This window comes from Ruegeria sp. O6 (assembly GCF_056535045.1).
In genome coordinates, this window is record NZ_JBQERM010000001.1 from 66,722 (window position 1) to 91,597 (window position 24,876).

Annotated in this window: 27 protein-coding genes; 16 read left to right on the forward strand and 11 right to left on the reverse strand. The window is 58.7% G+C overall.

Annotation, left to right across the window (positions count from 1 at the left end; all coding sequences use genetic code 11):
• Positions 1–145: 145 nt before the first annotated feature.
• Positions 146–1,219 (forward strand): anhydro-N-acetylmuramic acid kinase, encoded by a 1,074-nt coding sequence (locus ACR0DY_RS00335; protein ID WP_480545807.1) that lies wholly within the window; start codon positions 146–148, stop codon positions 1,217–1,219.
• 27 nt (positions 1,220–1,246) lie between these two features.
• On the opposite strand, the gene ACR0DY_RS00340 is transcribed toward ACR0DY_RS00335, so the two are convergent.
• Positions 1,247–2,023, reverse strand: coding sequence for an extensin-like domain-containing protein (locus ACR0DY_RS00340; protein ID WP_480897662.1), 777 nt, complete (start codon positions 2,021–2,023; stop codon positions 1,247–1,249).
• A 90-nt stretch (positions 2,024–2,113) separates the two neighbouring features.
• The gene (locus tag ACR0DY_RS00345) at positions 2,114–2,533 is read right to left on the reverse strand and encodes a cupin domain-containing protein (protein WP_480564409.1); all 420 of its coding nucleotides are present in this window, start codon (positions 2,531–2,533) and stop codon (positions 2,114–2,116) included.
• An 85-nt stretch (positions 2,534–2,618) separates the two neighbouring features.
• On the opposite strand from ACR0DY_RS00345, the gene ACR0DY_RS00350 reads away from it, so the two are divergent.
• From ACR0DY_RS00350 to ACR0DY_RS00380, 7 genes are all read left to right on the forward strand, one after another.
• Positions 2,619–4,037: a protein adenylyltransferase SelO gene (locus ACR0DY_RS00350; protein ID WP_480897664.1), complete on the forward strand. Its 1,419-nt coding sequence runs from the start codon at positions 2,619–2,621 to the stop codon at positions 4,035–4,037.
• 296 nt (positions 4,038–4,333) lie between these two features.
• Positions 4,334–5,038: an endonuclease/exonuclease/phosphatase family protein gene (locus ACR0DY_RS00355; RefSeq protein ID WP_480481649.1), complete on the forward strand. Its 705-nt coding sequence runs from the start codon at positions 4,334–4,336 to the stop codon at positions 5,036–5,038.
• Between the two features lie 83 nt (positions 5,039–5,121).
• Positions 5,122–5,535, forward strand: a complete 414-nt coding sequence (locus ACR0DY_RS00360; RefSeq protein WP_209503686.1) for a Fur family transcriptional regulator — start codon at positions 5,122–5,124, stop codon at positions 5,533–5,535.
• Positions 5,536–5,670: 135 nt separating this feature from the next.
• On the forward strand, positions 5,671–6,549 hold the full coding sequence (locus ACR0DY_RS00365; protein WP_480480558.1) for a DMT family transporter: 879 nt from the start codon (positions 5,671–5,673) through the stop codon (positions 6,547–6,549).
• Positions 6,550–6,685: 136 nt separating this feature from the next.
• Entirely contained in the window at positions 6,686–7,963 is a 1,278-nt protein-coding gene (eno, locus tag ACR0DY_RS00370) for a phosphopyruvate hydratase (protein ID WP_480480560.1), read from the forward strand.
• Between the two features lie 48 nt (positions 7,964–8,011).
• Positions 8,012–8,551, forward strand: coding sequence for a GNAT family N-acetyltransferase (locus ACR0DY_RS00375; RefSeq protein ID WP_480545483.1), 540 nt, complete (start codon positions 8,012–8,014; stop codon positions 8,549–8,551).
• Between the two features lie 140 nt (positions 8,552–8,691).
• Positions 8,692–8,856: a hypothetical protein gene (locus ACR0DY_RS00380; RefSeq protein ID WP_480480564.1), complete on the forward strand. Its 165-nt coding sequence runs from the start codon at positions 8,692–8,694 to the stop codon at positions 8,854–8,856.
• Here the strand turns inward: ACR0DY_RS00380 and ACR0DY_RS00385 are convergent.
• The 3 genes from ACR0DY_RS00385 to mazG are packed head-to-tail and all read right to left on the reverse strand — an operon-like array spanning position 8,853 to position 11,161.
• Positions 8,853–9,302: a GNAT family N-acetyltransferase gene (locus tag ACR0DY_RS00385; RefSeq protein ID WP_480480566.1), complete on the reverse strand. Its 450-nt coding sequence runs from the start codon at positions 9,300–9,302 to the stop codon at positions 8,853–8,855. The two genes, ACR0DY_RS00380 and ACR0DY_RS00385, sit on opposite strands and share 4 nt — an antisense overlap.
• Complete coding sequence (locus tag ACR0DY_RS00390; RefSeq protein ID WP_480897665.1) at positions 9,299–10,240, reverse strand: nucleoside hydrolase; 942 nt, start codon at positions 10,238–10,240, stop codon at positions 9,299–9,301. Before ACR0DY_RS00390 ends, ACR0DY_RS00385 begins: the two co-directional genes overlap by 4 nt.
• A 54-nt stretch (positions 10,241–10,294) precedes the next feature.
• On the reverse strand, positions 10,295–11,161 hold the full coding sequence (gene mazG / locus ACR0DY_RS00395; RefSeq protein ID WP_480538247.1) for a nucleoside triphosphate pyrophosphohydrolase: 867 nt from the start codon (positions 11,159–11,161) through the stop codon (positions 10,295–10,297).
• A gap of 66 nt (positions 11,162–11,227) precedes the next feature.
• Between mazG and ACR0DY_RS00400 the strand changes: the two genes are divergently transcribed.
• From ACR0DY_RS00400 to ACR0DY_RS00420, 5 genes are all read left to right on the forward strand, one after another.
• Complete coding sequence (locus ACR0DY_RS00400) at positions 11,228–12,391, forward strand: M20 aminoacylase family protein (protein WP_209503692.1); 1,164 nt, start codon at positions 11,228–11,230, stop codon at positions 12,389–12,391.
• A gap of 30 nt (positions 12,392–12,421) precedes the next feature.
• A complete protein-coding gene (gene speB, locus ACR0DY_RS00405) occupies positions 12,422–13,396 on the forward strand; it encodes an agmatinase (RefSeq protein WP_480480570.1) in 975 nt (324 codons plus the stop codon).
• A gap of 89 nt (positions 13,397–13,485) precedes the next feature.
• Positions 13,486–14,433 (forward strand): agmatinase, encoded by a 948-nt coding sequence (gene speB, locus ACR0DY_RS00410; protein WP_480504872.1) that lies wholly within the window; start codon positions 13,486–13,488, stop codon positions 14,431–14,433.
• A gap of 65 nt (positions 14,434–14,498) precedes the next feature.
• Positions 14,499–14,903, forward strand: coding sequence for a DUF1499 domain-containing protein (locus ACR0DY_RS00415; RefSeq protein ID WP_480545485.1), 405 nt, complete (start codon positions 14,499–14,501; stop codon positions 14,901–14,903).
• Between the two features lie 35 nt (positions 14,904–14,938).
• Positions 14,939–15,292, forward strand: a complete 354-nt coding sequence (locus tag ACR0DY_RS00420) for a DUF6404 family protein (protein ID WP_480545487.1) — start codon at positions 14,939–14,941, stop codon at positions 15,290–15,292.
• A gap of 3 nt (positions 15,293–15,295) precedes the next feature.
• On the opposite strand, the gene ACR0DY_RS00425 is transcribed toward ACR0DY_RS00420, so the two are convergent.
• On the reverse strand, positions 15,296–15,586 hold the full coding sequence (locus tag ACR0DY_RS00425; RefSeq protein ID WP_480473197.1) for a hypothetical protein: 291 nt from the start codon (positions 15,584–15,586) through the stop codon (positions 15,296–15,298).
• 62 nt (positions 15,587–15,648) lie between these two features.
• On the opposite strand from ACR0DY_RS00425, the gene prfA reads away from it, so the two are divergent.
• The 3 genes from prfA (at position 15,649) to ACR0DY_RS00440 (ending at position 18,379) form a co-directional block, all read left to right on the forward strand.
• Positions 15,649–16,704, forward strand: coding sequence for a peptide chain release factor 1 (gene prfA / locus ACR0DY_RS00430; protein ID WP_480481653.1), 1,056 nt, complete (start codon positions 15,649–15,651; stop codon positions 16,702–16,704).
• Positions 16,701–17,546 carry a peptide chain release factor N(5)-glutamine methyltransferase gene (gene prmC, locus ACR0DY_RS00435; protein ID WP_480545489.1) on the forward strand — a complete coding sequence of 282 codons (846 nt, stop codon included), beginning with the start codon at positions 16,701–16,703 and terminating at the stop codon, positions 17,544–17,546. Before prfA ends, prmC begins: the two co-directional genes overlap by 4 nt.
• A 239-nt stretch (positions 17,547–17,785) precedes the next feature.
• Positions 17,786–18,379 (forward strand): DUF4167 domain-containing protein, encoded by a 594-nt coding sequence (locus ACR0DY_RS00440; RefSeq protein WP_267364566.1) that lies wholly within the window; start codon positions 17,786–17,788, stop codon positions 18,377–18,379.
• Positions 18,380–18,434: 55 nt separating this feature from the next.
• Here ACR0DY_RS00440 and rsmA read toward each other — a convergent pair whose 3' ends face one another.
• From rsmA to lptG, 5 genes are all read right to left on the reverse strand, one after another.
• On the reverse strand, positions 18,435–19,277 hold the full coding sequence (gene rsmA, locus ACR0DY_RS00445) for a 16S rRNA (adenine(1518)-N(6)/adenine(1519)-N(6))-dimethyltransferase RsmA (RefSeq protein WP_480897668.1): 843 nt from the start codon (positions 19,275–19,277) through the stop codon (positions 18,435–18,437).
• Positions 19,278–19,362: 85 nt separating this feature from the next.
• Entirely contained in the window at positions 19,363–20,328 is a 966-nt protein-coding gene (gene pdxA / locus ACR0DY_RS00450; RefSeq protein WP_480480582.1) for a 4-hydroxythreonine-4-phosphate dehydrogenase PdxA, read from the reverse strand.
• A complete protein-coding gene (locus ACR0DY_RS00455; protein WP_480480584.1) occupies positions 20,325–21,578 on the reverse strand; it encodes a peptidylprolyl isomerase in 1,254 nt (417 codons plus the stop codon). The genes pdxA and ACR0DY_RS00455 overlap by 4 nt, the downstream gene beginning before the upstream one ends.
• Positions 21,569–23,731, reverse strand: a complete 2,163-nt coding sequence (locus ACR0DY_RS00460) for an LPS-assembly protein LptD (protein WP_480545491.1) — start codon at positions 23,729–23,731, stop codon at positions 21,569–21,571. Before ACR0DY_RS00460 ends, ACR0DY_RS00455 begins: the two co-directional genes overlap by 10 nt.
• Complete coding sequence (lptG, locus tag ACR0DY_RS00465) at positions 23,731–24,831, reverse strand: LPS export ABC transporter permease LptG (RefSeq protein ID WP_480545493.1); 1,101 nt, start codon at positions 24,829–24,831, stop codon at positions 23,731–23,733. Before lptG ends, ACR0DY_RS00460 begins: the two co-directional genes overlap by 1 nt.
• Positions 24,832–24,876: the final 45 nt, after the last annotated feature.

Here is a 24,876-nt window from a genome sequence, read left to right on the forward strand (position 1 = left end):
GGCGGCATAACAAAAGCACCTTGACCAAGCTGCAACCCAGAGGTGAAGTCCGGAAACCCCGGGCACGGCGGAAACATTGCCAGATCAGGAGGCAGGCTTGGGCCAAACCATCAAGAAACACGGAATGGTTCGGGCATTGGGCGCGATGTCCGGTACGTCGCTGGACGGGGTGGACGCTGCGGTGGTGGAAACCGACGGGCATTCCATCGCTGGATTCGGGAAAAGCGGTTATCGCGCCTATACCGAAGCCGAACGCGAAATTCTGCGGGCGGCTTTGGGGCAATGGCACGGCCCGCAAGTCGATGCGGCAGCTGAGATGGTGACCTTTGCCCATGCCGAGGCGCTGTCCGAGTTCGAAGACGTGGATCTGATCGGCTTTCACGGCCAGACGCTGGCGCATGAACCGCGCGGGCGCGGGACATTGCAGGTGGGCGATGGTCTTGGTCTGGCGCAGGCTTTGGGGCGCCCGGTGGTTTGGGACTTCCGAAGCGATGACGTGGCGATGGGGGGCGAGGGTGCTCCGCTGGCGCCGTTTTTTCACTTTGCTTGCGCCAAGTGGTTTGGCGCGGACCGCCCGTTGTGCTTTCTGAACCTGGGCGGTGTTGGTAATCTGACCTATGTGGACCCAAGCTTTGATGGTCCCGAGGCGCCGGGGGCGCTGCTTGCCTTTGATACGGGGCCGGCGAATGCACCGGTCGATGACCTGATGCAGGCCCGGCTGGGGCAGCCGATGGACCGGGATGGTGCGGTTGCGCGCAATGGCACCGTCGAAATGGGTGCGCTGGAGCTGTTCCTGGCTGAGCCTTTCTTCGCACGCATGCCGCCCAAGTCGCTGGACCGGAATGATTTCTCTGAGATGATCGACCTGGTGAAAGAACTGGGTGACGCTGACGCGGTGGCGACCCTGACCGGGATGTGCGCAGCGGGGGTGGTGCAGGGGATGGAACACTGTCCGCAACCGCCGTCTTGCGTGCTGGTTACAGGCGGTGGACGGCGCAATCCGGTGTTGATGGAGATGCTGCGCGTATCTCTCGACTGCCCTGTCGAACCGGTCGAGGCCGTGGGGCTGGACGGCGATATGCTCGAGGCGCAGGCTTTTGCCTATCTGGCCGTGCGCGTGGCGCGGGGATTGCCAACCTCGTGCCCCGGAACAACCGGGGTGAAAGCGCTGGTAGGCGGCGGTATGGTCAGTACAGTGAACGCTCAACCGGTGGGTTGAGGCTACATCCAGGTAACGGCTAACGCGTTATCGACACACAGGCTTGCCACTGCGACGGGCTGTGTCGAAGTGAAAATGCCCTTTGTGATACCGGTCAGCATCAGGACCAAGAACAGTTCCAAACAGGCCACAGGCTCCGCTGTGCAACTCTCGTAACACGGTGCTTTGATCGGTGTCGCTCCATCCGTTCTGAACGGTGATCTGCGTTCCGTCCTGCAACACGAAGGTCGAGATATCGATGGCCCGACCTCGCGCATGTTCGGAGATGCGCGCATAGGGCTGGTTGTTCTGCGTCTTGCAGGCATAGTGGCCAACAACGCGCATCCCCTTGAGCCCACCACCCAGTTCGGCGAAGGCGGGTTTGGCGACGTTTTCGATCCACGTTTTCAGCGTAACGGCTGTCTGACAGTCCATCAGCGAGAACTGGCTGAGCGCAATGTCCGAAATTCTGTAAATCCGGACCGGGTTGGCGATGCCGCAACCTTGCGCTTTTCCAGCCAAAGACGCGCGGGTTTCGCCCAAGATGGTCCAGTCACCACAGACCGCCCCGCGGTCACGCATACGCTGGCGACCCACTTCAAACTGGCGGAACTTGCAAGGGCGCAGCGCAGGGCGTTTCGAGATCAGCACCGCAGGTTCGACAGTCGCGGCAGGTTCTTTGTGTTCGGTTGCGACTTCCTCCTCCAGATCGGGCAGCGCCAATTCGGATGAAAGGGGGGATTCTGCACAGGCGATCTCGGCGTTTGCAAGACCGGTGTTTGCGAACAGAAGCAGAAGGACCAGAAAGATGTGTTTCGCAATCACCCGATGCTCCGATACCTGCGGTAGCGTTTACAGAATGATAAATGTGTAACTTTCTGTAAACTCACCTTTTCAGAGCATCCCCAGACCAGCCTATCCCCGAGGGATATCAAACCCAGGTTCTGCCAGTTGGAACCCATCGAATTGAAATCCGGGAGACACTGTACAACTGACCAGCGTGTAATCACCGGTGCTGCGCGCGGCCTGCCAATGGCCGGTGGGAACAATCAGTTGCGGTGCGCCCCGAGACAAATCGAGTGACAGCACATGGTCAACCGCCGGGCCCTTGTCTGTTGCGCTCAAGGACAGGATTAATGGCGCGCCCGCGTGGTAGAGCCAGATCTCGGTCGCGTCGACCCGGTGCCAGTGGCTGCTTTCCCCCGCCTGCAGCAAGAAGTAGATACAGGTGCCGGTCGGGCGGCCCTTGTTCTCGGCGCGCCAGGTTTCCGCGTACCAGCCGCCCTCGGGGTGAGGTTGCAGGTTCAGGCGGTCGATGATCTCTTGTGCGGTCATGTGGCCCCCGTGTGTTTGGCGCAATTATGCACGGCAAGGTGTGATCCGCTATGGTATTCGTGCGCACGGGGAATATGTATGCCGCATGACACTGACCATTCCATTCGATAACTCATATGCCCGCCTGCCGGACGCGTTTTTTGCGCGACAGAATCCGGTGCCTGTACGCGCGCCCAAGTTGATCGCGTTCAATGATGATCTGGCACGGCTGTTGCAGGTCCATCCGGGCGACGTGCAAGAGATGGCGGAAGCCTTTGCAGGTAATCACATCCCCGATGGTGCGGACCCCATCGCGCAGCTTTATTCCGGGCATCAGTTTGGCCAGTACAACCCACAGCTTGGGGACGGGCGCGCGGTGCTGTTGGGTGAAACTGTCGGAACGGATGGCGTGCGGCGGGATGTTCAGCTGAAAGGCTCGGGCCCGACGCCGTTTTCACGTAGGGGCGACGGCAGGGCGTGGCTGGGTCCGGTTCTGCGCGAATACGTGGTGTCCGAGGCGATGCACGCGCTGGGCATCCCCACAACACGCGCACTGGCGGCGGTAGAGACCGGTGAAACCGTGTTCCGGGAGGGTCCGATGCCCGGTGCGGTGCTCACCCGGGTTGCAACCAGCCATTTGCGAGTAGGTACCTTTCAGGTCTTTGCCGCGCGGGGGCAGTTGGACAATCTGCGGTGCCTGACAGACTACGCCATCGCGCGCCACTATCCCGGCGTCGAAGGGCCAATGGGCCTGCTGCGGGCCGTTCGGGATGCGCAGGCCCGCCTGATCGCTTGGTGGATGAGCGTGGGCTTTATCCATGGGGTCATGAACACCGACAATTGCTCGATCGCGGGTGAGACCATCGATTATGGCCCCTGTGCCTTCATGGACGTTTATCACCCCAATACGGTCTACAGCTCGATAGATCGGATGGGCCGTTATGCCTATTCCAACCAGCCAGATATTGCTGTCTGGAATCTGGCGCAGCTGGCAACCTCTTTGATCCAGCAGATGGACAACAAGGACGCCGCTGTTGAGGAGGCGACCGAGATCGTGCATGCCATGCCAGACCTGCTGCAACAGAACTGGTTGGTCCGGTTCCGGGCAAAGGTCGGACTGACGACCGCTGAGGAAGGCGATCGGGCGCTGATCACCGATCTGCTAAAACGCATGGCCGAGGGGCAGGCTGATTTCACCAACACCTTCCGTGCGCTGGGCAAAGATACCGCGCGCGACCAGTTTATCGACCCGCAGGCCTTTGACAGCTGGGCAGAGGGCTGGCGTGCTCGCTTGGTACGTGAGGCGTCACCGCATGACGTGATGACCGCAGCGAACCCAGCCTTTTTTCCGCGCAATCACCGTGTCGAGCAGATGATCCAATCAGCGGTGGCGGGGGATTACCAGCCGTTCCATCGGCTGAACGCCGTCCTCGCGCGGCCTTACGACGATCAGGCAGATGCGGACGATCTGAAACGGCCCCCGACCGATAACGAGGTCGTGCACGCCACGTTCTGTGGTACGTGACGGTCAAACATCTCTGGTAGTCGCTCGGTGCGGTATGGTTTCGCGGGGAGGGGCGAATTGTTTTGTCCGGTCTAAATCGGTGTTGGATGCGCTGAAACTGCGGCACTTCCGTCCTGCCGCTCCCGGATGAAATGAGGGGAAACCCATTTGTTTCTGGCCGCGTCACGTGCCGGGTTTTTAAGCGAAATACCATTCCAAGGCGACTTCCCCGGTTGCCGTTGCTGCGAAGTGAAACTGAAGGGTTGCGTCCGGCGGCAGGCGTGTCACTTTGGGTCAAGCCCACTGGTCAGATCTATATGCAGTCATCTTCCACCCTTCGCATTGCCAGCTATAACATTCAGAAATGCCTCGGGCTGGATTTCCGGCGCCAGCCGCAGCGCATTTTGCAGGTCATCGAACATATGCAGGCCGATATCGTTGTGTTGCAGGAGGCCGACAAACGTCTGCCGCCGCGCCCGGCGGCCCTGCCGCATTTCATGCTGGATGAAGCCGGTTGGCAGATCGTCGATCTGGGCGGTGCCGGCAGTCTGGGCTGGCATGGCAACGCGGTGATCTGGCGTGGCGAGGGCCTTTCGGTCCGGCGGACCGGACATCACGAATTGCCCGGGCTTGAACCGCGCGGCGCGGTCCGTGTCGAATTTGATACCCCTATCGGGCCGTTGCGGGTGATGGGTATGCATCTGGGGCTGTTGCCCGCATCGCGACGTCAGCAGATCTCGCATATCAGGCGGTTTGATAAAGAGCTGGAGCAGATGCCGACTGTCTGGGCGGGGGATTTCAACGAATGGTCCCGACAGCCGATTCTGGATCACCTGGCACCCGAAATGCGTTTCCTGCCCCCCAAGCCAAGTTTTCCCGCCGCGCAGCCGCTGGGCGCGCTGGATCGGATCGCGCTGGGCGCGGGCGTCAGGGCCACTGCGCATGGTGTCCATGACGCGCGCCCCGCACATATCGCATCGGATCATTTGCCGGTTTGGGCTGATTTGGCGCGCGTGGCTTAACTTCAACGGAAAAGAAGAAATCCCTGTGGCGCAAAGTGCGCAGACATACTAAGACAGACACCCGAGCAATTCTGAGGGGCATCATGTCGGAAACGATTATTGGACGTTGTGAGGCCAAAGGTCTGCGCATGACCGGTCAAAGAAGGATCATCGCGCAGGTATTGGAACAAAGCGACGACCATCCGGATGTCGAAGAACTGTACGCGCGTGCTTCTGCCATCGACACAGGCATCTCGATTGCGACGGTGTATCGTACGGTCAAACTGTTCGAAGAGGCCGGTATTCTGGAGCGTCTGGAGTTCGGCGATGGGCGGGCCCGTTACGAGGATGCCGAGCGCGATCACCACGATCACCTGATCGACATGCAGTCGGGCGAGGTCATCGAATTTGTCGATCCCGAGATCGAAGCCCTGCAGGAAAAGATCGCCGCCAAGCTTGGGTACAAGCTGAAAGGGCATCGGCTGGAACTGTACGGCGTACCGCTCAAGCAGGAGTGATCCATCACAAATCGCGAACGGCCCCACCACGTTAATTCATTGAACGTTTCGGGAATTGGCTTGCCAGACGTCGCCGGTTGCGGTTCATGTGCCCGGACACTGCACCCCAAGTACCCTTTTCCTGTGGACGCGCGCATGAATAACGTAAACGGCATCCTTTTGCTGATCGGCTCGATGGCGGCCTTTTCGCTTGAGGATATGTTCATCAAGTTCCTGTCGGGCGCTGTGCCGACCGGTCAGATCATGGTGTGTCTGGGTGTGTTCTGCGGGCTTGTCTTTGCGGTGATGTCGGTGGTCACCCGCAAACGCATCTTCGATCCCGTGGCGTGGAAACTGCTGCCGATGCTACGCGCAGGGACAGAAGGATTCGGTGCCGTGACCTTTGTCACCGCGCTGTCGCTGATCGATCTGTCCACTGTCGCCGCCGTGTTTCAAGCCATGCCGCTTGCCGTGACCATGGGCGCGGCCCTGTTTCTGGGAGAGCAGGTCGGCTGGCGCCGCTGGAGCGCCATTGGTGTCGGCTTTGTCGGTGTTCTGATGATCATTCGCCCCGGATTGGAAGGGTTTCAGCCAGATTCACTGTTTGTCGTTCTGACCGTGTTTGCGATTGCGGCGCGTGATCTGATAACCCGCAAGCTGGATGTTCGGGTGGCTTCATCCGTTGTGGCGATGCAGGCGTATATCGCAGTGGCGCTGGCCGGGTTGCTGTTGATGGTTATTTCAGGAACACCCTTCGTGCCGGTACAAAGCGACCAGGCAGGTCCGTACCTGGGGGCGATCGGTTTTGGTGTTCTAGGGTATTACGGCATCGTCACGGCCATGCGGGTTGGCGAGGCTTCGGCCATGATGCCATTCCGTTACACGCGTCTGGTGTTTTCGATCCTTGCCGGAATGCTGATGTTCGGGGAACGCCCTGACGCGCTGACAATGGCAGGGGCGAGCCTCATCATCGGATCTGGCCTGTACACCTTTATCCGCGAGCGACGTTTGGCGCGCAATCTGGTCCCGGCGTGAACCTGTTGGCGCAAACAGCAAACTGTTAGCCCTAAAGGTCGGTAAATATGCGTGTTAGCGATAACGGAACCGGTTTACTTTTGGCCGGTTGCTGTTATGACGCGTGCAACCGACTGCAGCCATAGGGACAGACCTCATGAGCACCATTATTGACATCCACGCGCGCGAAATTCTGGACAGCCGGGGCAACCCGACAGTCGAGGTCGACGTGATTCTGGAGGACGGCACCATGGGCCGCGCCGCCGTACCGTCCGGTGCGTCCACCGGCGCACATGAAGCCGTTGAAAAACGCGACGGCGACAAATCCCGCTATATGGGCAAAGGGGTTCTGGAAGCCGTGGCCGCCGTGAATGGTGAGATCGCCGAGGAATTGGTGGGCTTTGACGCGACAGAACAAGTGGCCATCGATCAGGCGATGATTGAACTGGACGGAACCAATAACAAAGGCCGTCTGGGTGCCAACGCCATTCTGGGCGTCTCGTTGGCCACAGCAAAGGCAGCAGCCGATTTCACCACGCAGCCCCTTTATCGCTACGTCGGCGGCACCTCGGCCCGCGTACTGCCGGTGCCGATGATGAATATCATCAATGGCGGCGAACACGCCGACAACCCGATCGACATTCAGGAATTCATGATCATGCCAACCTCGGCCGCGAATATCCGCGAGGCCGTGCGAATGGGGTCCGAAGTGTTCCATACGCTGAAGAAAGAACTGTCTTCCGCGGGGCTGGCCACGGGCGTGGGCGATGAGGGCGGATTTGCCCCCAACATCGCCAGCACCCGCGAGGCGCTGGACTTCATCCTGAAATCCATCGAAAAGGCGGGCTACAAACCCGGCGAAGAAATCCACCTGGCCTTGGATTGCGCGGCGACCGAGTATTACAAGGATGGTAAATACGTTCTGGCGGGCGAGGGGATCACCCTGACATCCGAAGAAAACGCAGCCTATCTGGCGGCGCTGGTCAATGACTATCCGATCATCTCGATCGAAGACGGCATGTCCGAGGATGACTGGGACGGCTGGAAAGCCTTGACCGACGCCATCGGCGACAAGGTGCAGCTGGTGGGCGACGACCTGTTTGTGACCAATCCAGCGCGCTTGGCCGAAGGCATCAAGCGCGGCTGCGCGAACTCGATGCTGGTCAAGGTGAACCAGATCGGATCGCTGACTGAAACCCTGCGCGCCGTCGATATGGCGCACCGTGCGCGTTACACAAACGTGATGTCGCACCGTTCGGGCGAGACCGAGGATGCCACCATTGCTGATCTGGCGGTGGCGACCAATTGCGGTCAGATCAAAACTGGCTCGCTGGCGCGGTCGGACCGGTTGGCCAAATACAACCAGTTGATCCGCATCGAGGAATCACTGGGCGAGGTTGCGGAATACGCGGGCGCGTCGATCCTTCGCAAATAACGCGCGTGGTGCTAGGCTGGCCCCTGGGTTTAATCCGGGGGTCGCATTGTGCTGAACATCATCGAACCGGAAACGCCGGACCAGTTTGAAGCGGTTCGGCGTTTGTGTCGGGATTACAGGGATTTCCTGCTGGCACTGGATGAAAGAACCGCCCAAATCGTTCAGGCCTTCTACCCAAGCGAAAAATACACCCGTGTAATGGACAACATCGACGCGGAACACACGCCGCCGAACGGTGGGATCAAACTGGCATTACTGCATGGGGAACCGGTCGGCTGCGGCATGTTTCACACGTACGAGCCTGGTGTGGCTGAAATCAAACGCGTATTTGTAACTGACGCAGCAAGGGGGACCGGCGCAGGCTGTGCCATCATGCTTTCGCTGATCGAAATGTGTCGAGATCTTGGGTTCGACTATATTCGAATGGACACCGGCAAACCCCTGGAAGCGGCGACTCGGTTATACCTGTCTTTGGGCTTTCACCTGCGCGACGCCTATTACCAAACTCCTGAAATCGCACGTGACCACCTGCTTTTTTTCGAGATGCCGCTATTTGAGAATGACACGCGCGGGCCTGAGAAAAGTTAGAGTTTTCAGGGATATATCCGTCTGTTTTGGAGGTTTTTGACAATAAAAATGTGGCTTATCTATTCTTATGTGTGAACTTGTTACTTATCACGTCCACACCGAATGCCGTAGTTTGTCTTCATTGCAGAAAGGAGACTACGATGTCTGTATCCAAATTCCTTCTGATAATCGCCACAACGTCCATCACAGTATTGTCCGCCTGCGCGGGTCCGGGAACGTATCCGATAACCGGAGAACAGGTTTCGTCGAATGACCCGGTTCAGGACATGAATCCGGCAAATATCTTCCGCGGCGAGTCGCGCTAAAGTACCTTGCTCATCAGCATATACCTGTCACGTTGTCTGAACCCGGTGCGCAGATAGAGCTTTTGGGCAGATTCATTGTTTCGGTCGACTTCCAGATGAAGAGCCATCAGGCCTGCCCCGGCAAGAGCTTTGGGCAGGTCCAAAAGAACCTCGGTGGCAATGCCGCGGCCCCGAACGGCGGGGCGTATATAGATCTCGTCCACGAAACCGTCCATGCCGCCGAACTCGACTGACCAGCCAAAGGTCAGGATGATATATCCCAAAGGCGCGCGCCCGGGTCCGATCAGATAGACACAGCCATGAGGGATGCCATCCAGCATGGGGGCGAGGGCATTGCGTGTCTTGTCGGCGTCCTGTGTCAGCCCGGCCTCTGTATGAAAGGCGGTGACCAGCGTCATAAGGCGATCCAGATCTTCGGGGCGCGCAAGGCGGAGGGCGGCGCTCATAATCTGGCCAGCCTTTCTGTCAGCAAGGTGAAAAAGCCGTCAGCGTCGATTTCCCCCATGAACAACGCATTTGGTGCGCGGTTGGTGACACCCCACCAATCCGCAACGGTCATGCCCAGGGTCAGGTCGGACCCTGTTTCAATCTCGACATTCAGGTGGCGACCCGAAAACAGCTCGGGGCGGATCAGATAGGCGGTGACGCAAGGGTCGTGCAGGGGGGCGCCTGCGCTGCCGTATTTCTCTTTGTCGAAGCGTTCAAAGAAATCCGTCATCTCGGCCACGGCATGTCCAACCTTGCTGTCCAATGCGCGGAACGCGTCGTTTCGTGATTTGGTCACCAGCGCTTTGTGTGTGACATCCAATGGCATGACAACGATTGGCCTTCCGGATTTAAAAACGATATCAGCAGCTTCTGGGTCGACATAGATGTTGAATTCAGCGGTGGGGGTGATGTTGCCGACTTCGAAATATGCCCCACCCATCAAGACGATTTCCTGCACGCGGTCGATAATATCGGGGGCTTTGCGAAATGCAGTCGCGATGTTTGTCAGCGGCCCCAGTGGACACAGGGTCACCGTCCCAGATTCTTCAGAGCGCAGGGTGTCGATGATGAAGTCCACAGCGTGACCTTCAGCCAAGGGCATCTGCGGATCCGGCAGGACCGGGCCATCCAGCCCGGTTTTTCCGTGCACATGTTCTGCGGTTACAAGCGGGCGGTTCAGCGGTTTGTCGCAGCCCGCATAAACCGGCACATCCGTACGTCCGGCCAATTCACAAACGATTCGGGCGTTCTTGGCCGTAAGGGCGAGTGGGACGTTACCCGCGACGGCCGTGATACCCAGAACCTCGATCTCGTCCGGGCTGGCCAGCGCCAACAGTATGGCGACGGCGTCATCCTGTCCGGGATCGGTGTCGATGATGATCTTGCGAGGGGGCATTGGCGTCTCCGGGGGTCGTGAAGGTGGGACACTCGCAAGTGTCGGATCGCTTGTCTACCCGTTTCTGGTCGCCGCCAGTGCATCCGCCGGCGGGAGTTTGCCGTTGGCGCGATGCTCTTCCGTTTTGACCTCGTCCCAAAGCGCATCCATCTCGGCCAGATCGCTTTGCGTGGGGGTCTTGCCCCGTTCGGCCAGCCGGGCTTCGACCTTTTCAAAGCGACGGGTGAACTTGGCATTGGTGCGACGCAGGGCGGCTTCGGGTTCGATGCCAAGATGACGGCCCAGATTGACCATCACGAACAGCAGATCGCCGAACTCGTCTTCCAGCGCGTCGGCATCCATTTTGTCGCGCGCCTCTTCCAGTTCGGCGGCTTCTTCGGTGATCTTGGCCAGAACATGGCTGGCGTCAGGCCAGTCGAACCCCACCCGAGCGGCACGTTTTTGGAGCTTATGCGCGCGCAGTAGTGCGGGCAGGTTTGCGGCCACACCGTCCAGTGCACCTTTTTGTTCTTTGCCCGCCCGCTCGGCGGCTTTGATGGCCTCCCAATCTTTGGTTTGCTGGTCGGCCGACTTGTCACGGGATTCATCGCCAAACACATGCGGATGGCGGCTGACCATCTTGTCGGACATGGTGCGCACCACGTCCTGAAAAGTGAAATGTCCTGCTTCTTCTGCCATTTGGGCGTGAAATACGGATTGAAAAAGCAAATCCCCCAGCTCTCCCTTAAGCTCGTCAAAGGCTTCGCGTTCGATGGCGTCCGCGACCTCATAGGCCTCTTCGATGGTATAGGGGGCGATGGTTGCGAAATCCTGTTCGATATCCCACGGGCAGCCGGATTGCGGATCGCGCAGGCGGCGCATGATTTCCAGCAGCCGTTCGATACCTGCATTGCTGTCATGGATCAGAGGATTTTCAGCCATTGCGAACCCTTTCATTCCGGTGTCAGATGCATCCATTCCGCAGTCCCGATCAGGAGTCCACCCCAGATGCCCGTCGTCAACCGAATTGCCGATTTCTCTGCCGACATGACCAGATGGCGCCAGTATCTGCATACCATCCCCGAGTTGGAATTCGAATGCCATGAAACGGCAGCCTTTGTGGCCGAACGTCTGCGTGAGTTCGGGGTTGATGAGTTGCATGAGGGGATCGCAAAGACCGGGATGGTCGCGATCATCAACGGGCAGGGCGACGGGCCGACGATTGGCCTGCGCGCTGATATGGATGCGTTGCCAATTACCGAGGAAACGGGCGTTGACTATGCCTCTCAGAACCCCGGAAAGATGCATGCCTGCGGCCATGACGGGCATACTACCATGCTACTGGGCGCGGCACGTTATCTGGCCGAGACGCGAAATTTCAGCGGTCGCGTGGCGCTGATCTTTCAACCCGCCGAGGAAGATGGCGGTGGTGCTGGTGTGATGGTCGAAGAAGGCATCATGGACCGGTTCGACATCTCGCAGGTCTACGCGCTGCACAACGCGCCGGGATTTGCCGAAGGGACATTCTATACAACGCCGGGGCCGATCATGGCGGCTGTCGATACATTCGAAGTGCATATTCAGGGTGTCGGCGGCCACGGTGCGATGCCGCATGAAACCCGTGATCCGGTTATGGCGGCCTGTGGGATTGCGCAGGCCATTCAGACCATTGTCAGCCGCAACCATTATGCGCTGGATGATCTTGTCGTTTCGGTCACGCAAATCCACACCGGCACGGTCAACAACGTTATCCCGGATACGGCCTATATCAACGGTACCGTTCGAACGTTCGATCCGAACGTCCAGCAGATGGTGATGCGGCGCATGGCCGAGATTGTCGAAGGACAAGCCAAATCCTATGGGGTCGAGGCGCGATTGGAATACAATGTCGATTACCCAGCCACCATCAATGATGCCGAAAAGGCGGGCTTTGCGACCGAGGTGGCGCGTGAAATATCCGGTGACGACCGGGTCACCGGCAATACCGGGCGCGAGATGGGGGCCGAGGATTTCTCGTACATGCTGCAAAAGCGCCCCGGTGCTTATTTGTTCCTAGGGCAGGGCGAAGGCGCAGGGCTGCATCATCCGAAATACAACTTTAACGACGAAATCGCACCGGTGGGCGCGTCGTTTTTCGCGCGGATCGTGGAAAAAGCGCAGCCGTTGAGCTGATAAAGGTTCGGGAAAGGGACTACAGAAGACATGGCACTGGAAGACGCAAGAAACCAGGTGGATGAGGCATTCACTAATCCGGACCTCAAGGGGTTGTCTTATGAAAATACGTTCGGCGGGGCGACGTCTTTTCTGCGGCGGCTTTACACCAAGAACCTGAAGGGAGTGGACATCGCCGTTACTGGCGTGCCGTTTGATCAGGCGGTTACAAACCGGCCCGGCACGCGCCTTGGCCCTCGGGCGATCCGTGAAGCCAGCGCACTTCAGTCGCCCGATGCGCCTTATGGCTGGCCCTTTGATGCGCTGAGTGAACTGGCGATCGTGGATTATGGCGATATGGCTTATGATTATGCCAATATCCCGGCCTTTCCTGACACGCTGACCGACCACATCCGAACCATTCTGGCTGCTGATGTGGCGTCGGTCGCGCTGGGTGGCGATCACTATATCAGCTTTCCGATCCTCAAGGCCTATGCCGAGAAATTCGGGCCAATGTCCCTGCTGCAATTCGATGCGCATACCGACACATGGGCCGACGACGACATGTCCCGCGTGGATCACGGGACAATGTTCTACAAGGCTGTAAAGTCGGGCATTGTCGATCCGAAACGCTCGGTCCAGGTGGGTATTCGCACGACGAACGAGGATACGCTGGGCGTGAACATCATCGATGCGCGCGAGGTTTATGAATCGGGACCAGCTGCTGTGGCAGAGAAGATCAAGAACATTCTTGGTGACAGCCCCGTTTACCTCAGCTTTGACATCGACGGTCTTGACCCGGCTTTTGCCCCTGGTACGGGCACGCCAGTCTGGGGTGGATTAAGCTCGATTCAGGCGCAAATCATCCTGCGCGACATTGCCGGGATCAATATCAAGGGCGGGGACGTTGTCGAAGTATCGCCGCCCTTTGACACCTCAGGTGCGACAGCGATTGCTGGGGCCCATGTGGCGACGCAGATCATTTGCCTGTTGGGGTGGAACAAGCTGGATAAAGCAGATGGGTAAACCCGCAAGGGTTCACGTTAACCAACAGTTAGCCATGCTTAAGGTATGTGCTGGATCAAGTGACGAACAGGGACGGGACCATTACGCACATGACCGAATTCAACCAACCACTTAGCGGGAATGATCTGGCCCGGTTTTCCGGGCCGAACACATTCATGCGCCTGCCGCAGGCCTCCTCGCTTGAGGGGTTGGATGTGGCGGTGCTGGGGGTGCCGATGGATATCGGCACGTCGTGGCGGTCGGGCACGCGCTTTGGCCCCAAGCAGATCCGCGGCGAAAGCGCGATGATCCGGCCCTATAACATGGCCACCAGAGCGGCCCCGTTCGACAGTTTGCAGATAGCCGATATTGGGGATCTGGCGATCAACACCTTCTCGCTTGCAGACAGCCTCAGGATCATCAAGGAAAGCTATGACGCCATTTTGGCGAAAGGCGTGATCCCGATGGCCATGGGGGGCGATCATTCGATCACCCTGCCGATCCTGCGAGCCATCAAGGCAATACACGGGCCCGTGGCGCTGGTGCATGTGGACGCTCATGCCGATGTGAATGACGAGATGTTCGGTGAACGCGAAACCCACGGCACCGTTTTCCGTCGTGCATATGAAGAGGGGCTGATTGTTCCCGACAAGACGTTCCAGATCGGCATTCGCGGCTCGGGTTATGCAGCCTCGGATTTTACCGAGGCCAAGGACTGGGGCTTCCGCCAGTTCCCCGCATGGGAGCTGTGGCAGCAGAACCTGACCCAGATCGGATCGCAGGTTCGCAAGATCATTGGGGACCACCCGGTTTACATCTCGTACGACATCGACAGCCTTGATCCCGCATACGCTCCGGGCACCGGCACGCCGGAAATCGCGGGTCTTTCGACACCGCAAGCGCTGCAACTGATCCATGCCCTGCATGGGGTAAACGTGGTGGGATGCGATCTGGTCGAAGTCTCACCCCCTTATGATCCATCGGGCAACACAGCACTGACAGCAGCCAATCTGATCTATGAGATGCTGTGCATCCTTCCGGGTGTGACGTCGCGGTAAGACGCGGTGGAATGTCTTGCCGCCGGTTTTGTTCCGCTTAGGGTTCACAAAAGGGATGGAGCGGGATGAAAAAGATGGCTTTGTGGGCAGTGATTGCGCTTGTGGTTGGGGCGGGCGCCTATGTCCGGCTGGCACCGTCAGACCCTGCGCGGTGGCACGTCACTTTGGTTTCGACCGAAAGCCAGAACTTGCCGGGTGGTGTGTTGCGCGTTGTTGAAACCGGCCCCGACGGGTTGCAGCGTCTTGACAAGGTTGCCCAAGCCACGCCGCGCACTACAGTATTGGCCGGCTCGGTCAGCGAGGGCATGATCACCTATATCACCCGCACGAAATGGATCGGCTTTCCCGACTACACCACGGCTCAGCAGGACGGAGACACCCTGCGCATTCACGGCCGCTTGCGGTTTGGTCGCAAGGATTTCGGGGTGAACAGGACGCGGGTCGATGGGTGGTTGACTGCACTTCAATAGATTGAAATCAAGGGGAAAGTTCCTAAATTGGACGTATGAATGACTATGAGAAAAAGTTCCATAATGCATTGGCTGAAATTGAGCAGGCCGGTGTTAAGCAGCACATAAGAATTGAGTCTGAGCTTGAACGATTGAAAGCCCTTGGCTTTGAACCAAGACCCTTTCTGTATTGGGCTTCGCCATTAACCAATGTTGCTGTGTTTGTCTTGTTGACCTTGATAGTTGCTTCGGTTCAGGCCGGGGTAACTGTCATACTTGGTGAGAACTTTTGCCTTCCCAATATATTTGGCTTTGCAGCGTTGGCCGCCGTACCACTTACTTTGCTAACAGTCGCACTCAGACTGTTCCAACGCAGGGCATACAATTTGAGCAAGTGGGAAGACTTGTAGCGCTCAGAGAGCGTTGTCACCATCTGGCGGTGTATCCAAATTTGGCCAGTCCGAGTGTAACCCAGACGACAAACACCCCTCCTGAACCTCACGCCACATGGGAACGTTCAGGGACATCTGGCATTGCGCCGTGAACATGCGTCCGTCGACCTGAAGGCAGATCATCTCACCCAGTTCGATGCGAGACCCGGATGTGTCAGTGCAATAGCAATCCCGCGTCTTGCCATCAGGGCCGATGTAATCCGCGAATGCAGGCGTCGTTGTCAGCAGCAGAGTAATTAAAACCCGTTTCATGGCCGCAAGCTTAGCATGACGTTGCCCTTGACCAAAGCCCCCGGATGAGAGACACCGCCGGGATGATCCCCGAAGAACGTCTTGAACAGATCACCCAGCGTTTTCAGTACCTCGAAGCTGCCATGGCCGATGGCGCGTCGGGTGGTGATATTGCGGCGCTGGCCAAAGAATATTCCGACCTCAAGCCTGTCGTCGATCAGATCATGGCCTGGCGACAGCTGGTGGGAGATCTGGCCGAGGCGCAGGCGATGCTGACTGACCCGGACATGAAAGAGCTTGCCGAGGAGGAAATCCCCGAGTTGCAGGCTCGCATCCCCAAGGCGGAAAACGCGCTCCAACTGGCATTGTTGCCAAAGGATGCGGCAGATGCCCGTCCAGCGATGCTGGAAATTCGCCCTGGCACCGGCGGGGACGAGGCCGCTTTGTTCGCGAGTGATCTATTGCGCATGTATCAGCGATACGCCGAGGCGCGTGGCTGGAAATTCGAGATTATCGAAGAGCAGGCCTCGGATCTGGGCGGCATCAAGGAAGTAGTAGCCCATATCAAAGGCGACAACGTCTTTGCGCGACTGAAGTACGAATCCGGCGTCCATCGGGTGCAACGCGTGCCCGAAACCGAAAGCGGCGGGCGCATTCACACCTCGGCGGCGACTGTGGCGGTTCTGCCCGAGGCCGAGGATGTAGACATCCAGATCGACGCCAATGATATCCGAATCGATACGATGCGAAGCTCGGGCGCGGGCGGACAGCACGTGAACACGACTGACTCGGCTGTGCGGATCACGCATCTTCCGACGGGATTGGTGGTGACAAGTTCCGAGAAGTCCCAGCATCGCAACCGCGAGATCGCCATGCAGGTTCTGAAGACGCGCTTGTACGATCTGGAGCGGCAGCGGATTGACAGTGAACGCTCGGCAGATCGTGCCAGTCAGGTTGGCTCGGGGGATCGCTCGGAACGCATTCGTACTTATAACTTCCCGCAGGGGCGCATGACCGACCACCGGATCAACCTGACGCTATATAAGCTGGATCAGGTGATGCAGGGTGATCTGGACGAGGTGATTGATGCGTTGACGGCGGATGATCAGGCCCGGCTGTTGGCCGAGATGGCACAATGACAGGTCTGCAAACAGCGGCACAGGCGATGGTGGCGGCGACAGCGCGTCTGCGTGCGGCCGGTGTGGACGATCCGGCACGCGACGCGCGTCTGTTGCTGGCCCATGCTGCACGGATTGAAGCCAGCCGTGTGACATTGATTGCCCCGGAAGAATTACAGCCTGAAATTGCCGAGCGTTATGATCAGCTGATCTCCTTGCGTGCCATTCGGGTTCCGGTGTCGCATCTGTTGGGTGAGCGGGAGTTTTACGGCCGCAGGTTCCGCGTCAGCCGGGATGTCCTTGATCCGCGCCCGGAAACTGAAGCCTTGATCGAAGCGGCGTTGAGCGAACCATTTGATCATGTCCTCGACCTAGGGCTGGGCTCGGGATGTATCCTGATAACCCTTCTGGCCGAACGCAGCAGTGCCACGGGCGTGGGTGTTGATCTGAGCGAAGCCGCCTGCCTGCAAGCCAGTGCCAATGCGGTTCAGCATCAGGTAGAGACGCGGATTGAGATCCTTCGATCAAACTGGTTCGAAAACATTGAAGACAAATTCGACCTGATTGTTTCCAACCCTCCGTATATCTCAGTGTGTGAGATGGAAGAACTGTCGCCCGAAGTGCGTGAGCACGAGCCGCGCATGGCCCTGACGGATGAGGGGGACGGGTTGGGCGCGTATCGTCGGATCGCGGCGGCGACCCCGGATTTTCTGTTGCCGGGCGGGCGAATTCTTGTCGAAATCGGCCCGACGCAGGCGGCAAAAGTGTCAGCCTTGTTCGATGCCGCCGGGTTGGTGGACGTCCGGGTAATCCCCGATCTGGACGGTCGCCATCGTGTCGTCGGCGCAAGAATGCCGGGATGAGCGGCGGGTTTGCGGCAAAAAACGCCTACCTGTAGAAAAAAGCTGGTGAAAATCCGAGATTCCTCTTGTCTGCGCCGTCAGGACATGCTTACTCAGGATTAGTCGGCGAGGTTGACGCTGTTGCAGCGCACCCCTGACGCCAAGCCCAAAAAGTCGACTTCCCGTCACGGCAAACGCCTTAGAGCAGTGCAAAACACGGGTTGAGCGACAGCGCATTGATAAGGCTGACGTAAAGTAAGATGAGATCTTCCAAACCCCGTTCGCGGGCCAAGAATAACCGCAATCGTCCTTCTGGCGGCAACGTCGTAAACCGGGTTTTTGACAGCTCGGGTCCCGAAGGCAAGGTCCGTGGCACGCCGCAGCAGATTATTGACAAATACAACCAGTTGGCACGTGACGCTCAGCTGTCGAATGACCGCGTGGCGGCAGAAAACTTCCAGCAACACGCGGAACACTACCTGCGGATGCTGAGCGAAGCGCAGCGCGAGATTGACGCGCGCCGTGAAGAGCAGGAGCGCCAGAACCGCGAACGCCAGGCCGAGCGCGACCGTGAACGTGCCGAACGTCAGGAACGCGAAGCGACCCGCCAGGCTGATCCGGCCGAAGCACCGCAGCCTGATGTAATGGACCTGTCTCAGCAAGTTTCAGAGCCCGATAGCGGTCTGGTGGAGACCCCGGAAAACAAAGAAACCCCGGCGGCTGAAACACCGGAAGAGGCTCCGCGCAAGGAAAAACCCGCGCGTAAGCCACGCGCCCGGAAGCCCAAAGCTGCGCCCGAGGCAAAAGAGGATGCTCCTGCCGACACGGGGGACGCACCGGAGGCGGCAGAATAAAGCCGATGTCAAAAGAACCAAGCCCCGAGGTTTAACTCGGGGCTTTTTCGTTTGATCAGGTTTTCTTAACTTCGCGCGCCAAAGCGCAGAACGCTTCCAGCGGGACTTGCTCGGCACGGTCCGTGGGCTTGATACCTGCGGCCAGAAGGCGGTCTTCGATATCCGAGGCAATGCCTTTGAGTGAGGCGCGCAGCATCTTGCGGCGTTGGTTGAAGGCGGCAGCCACGACGCGCGACAGGGTGGCGGCATCGGCGGGATAGCGTGGCTCGGGCAAGGCGGTCAGGTGGACCACGGCGCTTGAAACCTTGGGCGGCGGAGTGAAGGCCCCGGGGGGAAGCAACATGGCGATACGTGCCTCTGCCCGCCATTGGGCAAGGATGGCAAGGCGTCCATAGGCTTTGCTGCCGGGTTGGGCAACAATACGCTCGGCCACTTCGCGTTGGAACATCAGCGTCAGGCTCTGCCAGAATGGGGGCCATTCGGGCGGTGTCAGCCAACGCACCAGCAGCTCGGTGCCGACATTGTAGGGCAGGTTGGCGGCGACGCGGATTGGCGGTGTCAGATATTCAAGCGGGTTGATCTCCAGTGCGTCGCCGTTGATCACCTCAAGCCGACCCGGATACGCGGCGGCGATGTCGTTCAGGGCGGCAATGCACCGTGTATCTTTTTCGACGGCCACGACCTTGCGCGCGCCTTCGGACAGCAGGCCTCGTGTCAACCCACCGGGACCGGGGCCGATTTCAAGCACATCGCATTCTGACAAATCGCCGGCTTGTCGGGCGATCTTGGCAGTCAGGTTCAGATCCAACAGGAAATTCTGCCCCAGCGATTTGCGCGCCGAAAGCTGGTGGGTTGCGATGACCTCGCGCAGAGGGGGAAGCGTGTCTATAGCGCTCATGATCGGAATACCTTGGCGCCTGTGAAAGGGGCTGTGCCCGAGATTTTTGTGCCTCCGGCGGGGATATTTTCAGCCAGGTGAAGGATCAAGAGCTTTTTACCATGCGTTGGGCAAGTTTCAGGGCTTCGATAAGGCTGGAGGGGTTGGCGATGCCTTTCCCCGCGATGTCCAGTGCTGTTCCGTGGTCGGGTGAGGTACGGATGAACGGCAGGCCAAGGGTGACATTCACGCCCCGGTCGAAATCCAGCGTCTTGATCGGGATCAGGGCCTGATCGTGATACATGGCGATGGCGGCGTCATAGCGGGCGCGGGCGGCTGCGTGAAACAGCGTATCCGCAGGGTGGGGGCCTGTAATCGTCGCGTCCTCGGGGTTCAGATCAGCCAGCATCGGAGCAATCCAGTCGAGCTCCTCTGTGCCCATCTTGCCGCCTTCACCTGCATGCGGGTTCAGGCCTGCAACTGCGATCCGGGGATGCGCGATACCGAACTGATCACGCAAACCGCGTGCAGTGATTTCAATCGTTTCGCGCAGAAGATCAGGGGTAAGTGCCGCGGGAACTTGTGACAATGGAATGTGAATCGTCGCGGGAACGACGCGCAACTGCTCGCTGGCCAGCATCATGACTACCCGGCGGGTTCCGGAAAGGGCTGCCAGAAACTCGGTATGGCCAGGAAAGGTGAACCCTGCGCCGTCAATCAGGGCTTTCTTGTTGATCGGTGCGGTGCAAAGCGCTGCGGCCTCACCGGTCTGTACCAGTTCGGTACCGGTTTCGATGGCATCAACCACCGATGGCGCGTTGGCCGGATTCGGCTGGCCGAATACGTTCGCGGCGGGAAAATCCATCTGAAGAACGGGCAGGGCCCGGCCACAGGCTTCAGCAACCTGACTTGGGTGTTCGATTTTAGCAACGGGTGTGCCTGCTGGCAGGTGGCTGGCGTCCCCGATATAGAAGAACGGGCAGGCATCGCGCAGTTCAGCCCACGCCTTGGCCGCGATTTCCGGGCCGATACCGGCCGGTTCGCCGCAGCTGAGCGCGACGGGCCGTATCATTCCTGAGTAATGACAGCGTCAGCCCGCAGCTGCTCCACCAGACTGGCCGCAAAGGCCTGAAGACGTTGCTGCGCCAGCGCGTTGGCGACATCGCCCCGAGAGGTGTCTTCGCCCAGATCCCGCGTGCGGTTGCACAGCATCAGAAACACAAGCGTCTGACCATTGTTGCGGGTCAGAGTCGCCGACGCTTCGTTCCGGTCCAGCTTGGCCAGTTCCACGGCAATATCACCGGGCACCTCGGAAGGTGCGGCTTCGACCCGGTCCAGAACTTCGGCGGGCTGATCCTTGGCAATGCCATAGAGATCATCACAAGTGTCGATTTCTTCTTTCAACTTCGCGGCCCGCGAAAGGGTTTCGGCGCTGCGCCCGCCAGGCAGGTAATAGGCGGCATAATCCAACTTTGAAATGCGCGGAGCGCCGGTTGCGACTTCGCGCAAGCCCCGCATCTGAAACAGGGCAACCGCGTTCGGCAGGGTGATCGGGTCGGTGATCTCACCGGTCTGAAGCCCCAGGATGACAGGTTGAAGCGCCGGGGGCAGGTTCGAGATGTTCAGCCACTCCAGACGTCCACCCTGACCCCGTGTTGCGGCTGCGGAATACTGAGCGGCGGCAGCAGAAAACGCGTCCTGCCCTTCAAGGCGCGAGATTTCTTCGGCCAACAGCTCGGTCTGGGCAACCGTTTGCGGGTTTACCGGGATAATGATTTCGGACAGCAGGACCTGCAATCCGCCACCGCCCGTCTGGCCCAGCGCGCGATCAATCTCATCCTCGGTCGGGCGCGCCTGCGACAGATAGCGCGAGCTGATGTAGTCGCGCCATGCCAGTTGATCCGCGACATAATCCCGGACCGTTTCAGGGTCGACGCCCGCGTCGCCGAGAAGTTTCAGGAATTGTTCGGATGACAATTGTCCGCGCGAGGCGAATTCGTCGATGCCCAGCTGAACGGCCTCGGGCGTCGCTTGTACGCCGGCGCTGCGCATGACCTGCCTGCGCAGTTTTTCATCAATCAGGGCATCCCTGACGTCAGCTTCGTTACCACCGGGCAAACCCAGAACATTCAGGAATTGCAGGCGCTGTTCAAGCTCGTACCAGGTGACAATATCCTGATTGACGCGGATCGCGGGTGAGAACAGGCTTTGCGCGCTTCCCTGAAGAGGCGCGATTGCAAAAACTGCGGCAACCAGTGCCGGTGTGACCGGTTTAAGCCAACCGGAACGGAGAAACCTGGAGAAACCTGATATCAACTGCATGTTCTCTTGTATGTCTTGCCACCGCCTTCAAGGGCGTACCCTGTCAGAGAAAGGGTAAAGCCGAATTCTGTCGAAGGCTCAATAGTGGATGTTGAAGTAAAGCGCCGACTTACGGACATGTTAACCCGAACGCATTCGTTCTGATAGGTCACACCCAGACCCAACCGGATCGGTTCCGACTCAGCCAGATCGTAGCGCGCCAGAGCATTGGTCAGCCAGTTCTGATCGACCTGGTAGCGTCCGAGAAGCAGAATTTCCGAGATTTCTTCGGTGATGTTTTCCGCCGGGTCCGGTTCCTGCCAGATATAGCTACCAGACAGGCCGGCATTTTCGGATGCCCATGCGCCGCGCAGTTCGGCTTTGACAAAGCTGAAATCCCCGTCGATCAGACCGCGTCCGGCAAGTGACCAGCCATTGGCCGTGCTGATCTGCCCGGCTACCAGCAAATCCGACGATGTGCCCTGCAATCCCGATGTCAGCGTGAAGTTTGGATCGGCGTCGGCCCGAAACACTTGGCCCACAGTCGCCTGGGCCTGCCAGCCACCCGCGCCATACCGGGCCCAGTTCAGGCCAACCACACCAGTGGCACTGTTCTCGCGCTGATCTTCAGCAGGGAACCGCGAGAGGGACAGAAGGTTGCCCTGATCGAATTCCTGAAAAGTGCTTTCATCATTCGGAACATCGGTGTCCGATACATGTGTCCATCCGAACTGCGCAATCGGTTCGAGGAACTGAACAGCCCCCGATTCCTCGCGCCGGGTCATTGGATACCGGAGAGTCAAAGCCGCGCGCGGCGTAGATCGGGTCACGTTGTCGGGGTAGTTGCTGTCGTGGCGAACGTTGAAAGTGTCAACCGACGCCCCCAGCGTTGTATCGACCCGCAGCCCCGATGAGAAAGTCCAGCTGCGTAGCCATTCGGCGTCGAAGGTGGCCCGTGCCATGTCGCGACCAAGAACATCTGTATCGCTGGTGCGTTCGTGCGCATGACCGATGAAAGCCAGCCGAACCTCGCCCCCCAGCGTGCTGGGAAAATAGCGTTTTTCATAGTTGAGGTCGAAGACGCGGGACGGGATTTCGTCCTGATTTTCGCTGTCCCGTAGTGTTTTGTAGTAGATCAGGCCGGTTTTGAACGCACTATCGCGCTTGATCCGCTCCAGTGCGATTTCGCTGCGCAAGCGGTCCAGATCCGGCAAGCCGTAATCGGCCAGATAGGCATCGTCGGATGTAGTTTCCAGATTGAAGGTCAGACGGAAATCGTTCTTCAGATTGAACCAGCCGGTGGCAAACAGGTAGCCGCGATCCTGATCGGGTTGCACATCATCCCGTGTATAAGCGCCTTCCACCTGAATGCGTCCGTTCACAAAGGCCTGACGATAGCGGTATCCCAGAGTTGTCGTCTTGGCTGAGATGTAAGGCGTAAGTGTCAGGTCCTTGTGATCGCCAAGTTTGAAGAAATACGGAACCTGAACGCCAGTGCCCAATTGCGAGGTGCTGCGGATCGAAGGAACCAGAAAGCCGGTTGCCCTCTCTAGCGTTGGGTCGGGCAAGCGCAGATAGGGAAAGTAGAATACCGGATAATCCAGGACCCGAAGCTGCGCGCCTTCGAAATATAGTTGCCGTTCCAGTTGATCATGCGTGACTTTGCGCGCCCTGATCTGCCACAGAGGCGGCCTGCCGTCGGTGCAGACATGACAGGATGTGGCTGAAACCTTGCTGAATTGTGTATAACGTCCTGCGGCCCGTTTCGCCTGAACCGAGGCGATCTGTACCTGCTGTTCAAACACCATGCGTGCACCGATCAGCAGTCCGTTCTGAATTCCGCTGTCCAGTTGCCCTGAATCCGCCAACAGCGTGGTTTGACCACCCTGATCGATACGAATGGGGCCTTCCAATATCAGCTCGCCAGTCTCGCGGTCATACGTGATACGATGGGCGGACAACTTGGTGTCGCCCTGAAAGGCTTCGACATTGCCTTCAGCCACAAGTTTGCGCTCAGGCGTGATGAATACCTTGTCGGCCACCAGCAAGGCAGGCTCTTGTTGCGCTTGTGTGCCCTGTGGTTGTGGCCGGCCTTGGGATGTCTGTGCTGCAGTTCCCGCCGGTACGGACAAAGCCAGTGCACTGGTGAGCAATACAGGAACGATATGCCGCATCAGCCGTCCTCCGCATGCAGTAGCAGACCAAGAGACAGCAGAATTGCGGCAAAGGGCGGTGCCCAGGCAGCGATATAGATGGGCAATTGTCCGTTTTCCCCGAGGATTTGCGCGAAATTGCGCACGAAATAGATGGCAAATCCAAGCAGGACGGCTGTCAGGACGGCGATCCCAGTACCGCCGAACCGAACGTGGCGCATGGTAAACGCGGCCCCGATCAGAACCATCGAGATCAGAAAGAAAGGCCGGGCCAGCTGTACCTGCAGCCAGACCTCATATTGTTTGGTCGAAAACCCCGCCTCGCGAAGGTCGCTGATCAACTGGGGCAGGTCATAAACTGAAACCGAATCCTGTTGCCCAAACGTATCCATGATCCGCTGTCGGGTCAGCGAGGTCGGCAGCTCCAGACGCTCGTGTGCAACCGAGTTGGATTCGGGGTTTTGCCCATCCTGCAAGGCCCAGGTTTTTGCCTGATACAGAACCCAGTTCCCGTCTTCCAACTCTGCCCGATCCGCAACAATTTGCTGGGTTGGTTTGCCATCCCGCCCAAAGGTGATGACGGTAACACCGTCCAGCCGCAGCTTGTCTTGGTTCGATGTTGCCCGGGCGTGGATAACGGCCTGCCCATTCTCGGCAGACTGGCGCAGCCACAGGCCCTCGCTGCTGATCGAAAGGGCCGAACTGCCGTTGTTTCGGTATGAATCCGACAAGCGGCGGAACTCTTCGGATGTGGCCGCCGCGATGGGATTCAACAGTGCAACGGCCAGAGCGCCGATGATCAGCGACAACAGGACAGGGGCGACCAAAGCGCGGATGCCCGAGCGGCCAGTTGCACGGGTCACCACAAGTTCGGACGTACGTGCCAGCCCAACGAACAGCGCGATGGTGGACAGGATGACCAGCAAAGGCAGCATTTCGCTGATGGCGGCCGGTGTATTCAGCAGTGTGAGGTGGAGCAGCTGGGCAAAAGACAGGTCGAAATCGTCAAAGCGGCGAATCTGTTCGATCAGATCGATGAGAATCATCAAGGTCAGGAAAATACCTCCGATGACCATGAAGCTTTGCAGAAACCGGCGGGCAAAATAACGGTCCAGGATCATAGGCGCGACCCCGCTGCGCCTGTAGTGCGGGGCGTCGGGCCGATA

Coding starts and splice junctions, on each gene's coding strand:
- ACR0DY_RS00460 (WP_480545491.1), bottom strand. CDS start 23,731: ATGCGGCATATCGTTCCTGTATTGCTCACCAGTGCACTGGCTTTGTCC.
- ACR0DY_RS00360 (WP_209503686.1), top strand. CDS start 5,122: ATGTCGGAAACGATTATTGGACGTTGTGAGGCCAAAGGTCTGCGCATG.
- ACR0DY_RS00420 (WP_480545487.1), top strand. CDS start 14,939: ATGAATGACTATGAGAAAAAGTTCCATAATGCATTGGCTGAAATTGAG.
- ACR0DY_RS00355 (WP_480481649.1), top strand. CDS start 4,334: ATGCAGTCATCTTCCACCCTTCGCATTGCCAGCTATAACATTCAGAAA.
- pdxA (WP_480480582.1), bottom strand. CDS start 20,328: ATGATACGGCCCGTCGCGCTCAGCTGCGGCGAACCGGCCGGTATCGGC.
- prmC (WP_480545489.1), top strand. CDS start 16,701: ATGACAGGTCTGCAAACAGCGGCACAGGCGATGGTGGCGGCGACAGCG.
- ACR0DY_RS00385 (WP_480480566.1), bottom strand. CDS start 9,302: ATGAGCGCCGCCCTCCGCCTTGCGCGCCCCGAAGATCTGGATCGCCTT.
- lptG (WP_480545493.1), bottom strand. CDS start 24,831: ATGATCCTGGACCGTTATTTTGCCCGCCGGTTTCTGCAAAGCTTCATG.
- ACR0DY_RS00350 (WP_480897664.1), top strand. CDS start 2,619: ATGACACTGACCATTCCATTCGATAACTCATATGCCCGCCTGCCGGAC.
- ACR0DY_RS00335 (WP_480545807.1), top strand. CDS start 146: ATGTCCGGTACGTCGCTGGACGGGGTGGACGCTGCGGTGGTGGAAACC.
- ACR0DY_RS00425 (WP_480473197.1), bottom strand. CDS start 15,586: ATGAAACGGGTTTTAATTACTCTGCTGCTGACAACGACGCCTGCATTC.
- mazG (WP_480538247.1), bottom strand. CDS start 11,161: ATGGCTGAAAATCCTCTGATCCATGACAGCAATGCAGGTATCGAACGG.
- rsmA (WP_480897668.1), bottom strand. CDS start 19,277: ATGAGCGCTATAGACACGCTTCCCCCTCTGCGCGAGGTCATCGCAACC.
- ACR0DY_RS00345 (WP_480564409.1), bottom strand. CDS start 2,533: ATGACCGCACAAGAGATCATCGACCGCCTGAACCTGCAACCTCACCCC.
- ACR0DY_RS00390 (WP_480897665.1), bottom strand. CDS start 10,240: ATGCCCCCTCGCAAGATCATCATCGACACCGATCCCGGACAGGATGAC.
- speB (WP_480480570.1), top strand. CDS start 12,422: ATGGCACTGGAAGACGCAAGAAACCAGGTGGATGAGGCATTCACTAAT.
- ACR0DY_RS00400 (WP_209503692.1), top strand. CDS start 11,228: ATGCCCGTCGTCAACCGAATTGCCGATTTCTCTGCCGACATGACCAGA.
- ACR0DY_RS00440 (WP_267364566.1), top strand. CDS start 17,786: ATGAGATCTTCCAAACCCCGTTCGCGGGCCAAGAATAACCGCAATCGT.
- ACR0DY_RS00455 (WP_480480584.1), bottom strand. CDS start 21,578: ATGCAGTTGATATCAGGTTTCTCCAGGTTTCTCCGTTCCGGTTGGCTT.
- speB (WP_480504872.1), top strand. CDS start 13,486: ATGACCGAATTCAACCAACCACTTAGCGGGAATGATCTGGCCCGGTTT.
- ACR0DY_RS00365 (WP_480480558.1), top strand. CDS start 5,671: ATGAATAACGTAAACGGCATCCTTTTGCTGATCGGCTCGATGGCGGCC.
- ACR0DY_RS00415 (WP_480545485.1), top strand. CDS start 14,499: ATGAAAAAGATGGCTTTGTGGGCAGTGATTGCGCTTGTGGTTGGGGCG.
- prfA (WP_480481653.1), top strand. CDS start 15,649: ATGATCCCCGAAGAACGTCTTGAACAGATCACCCAGCGTTTTCAGTAC.
- eno (WP_480480560.1), top strand. CDS start 6,686: ATGAGCACCATTATTGACATCCACGCGCGCGAAATTCTGGACAGCCGG.
- ACR0DY_RS00380 (WP_480480564.1), top strand. CDS start 8,692: ATGTCTGTATCCAAATTCCTTCTGATAATCGCCACAACGTCCATCACA.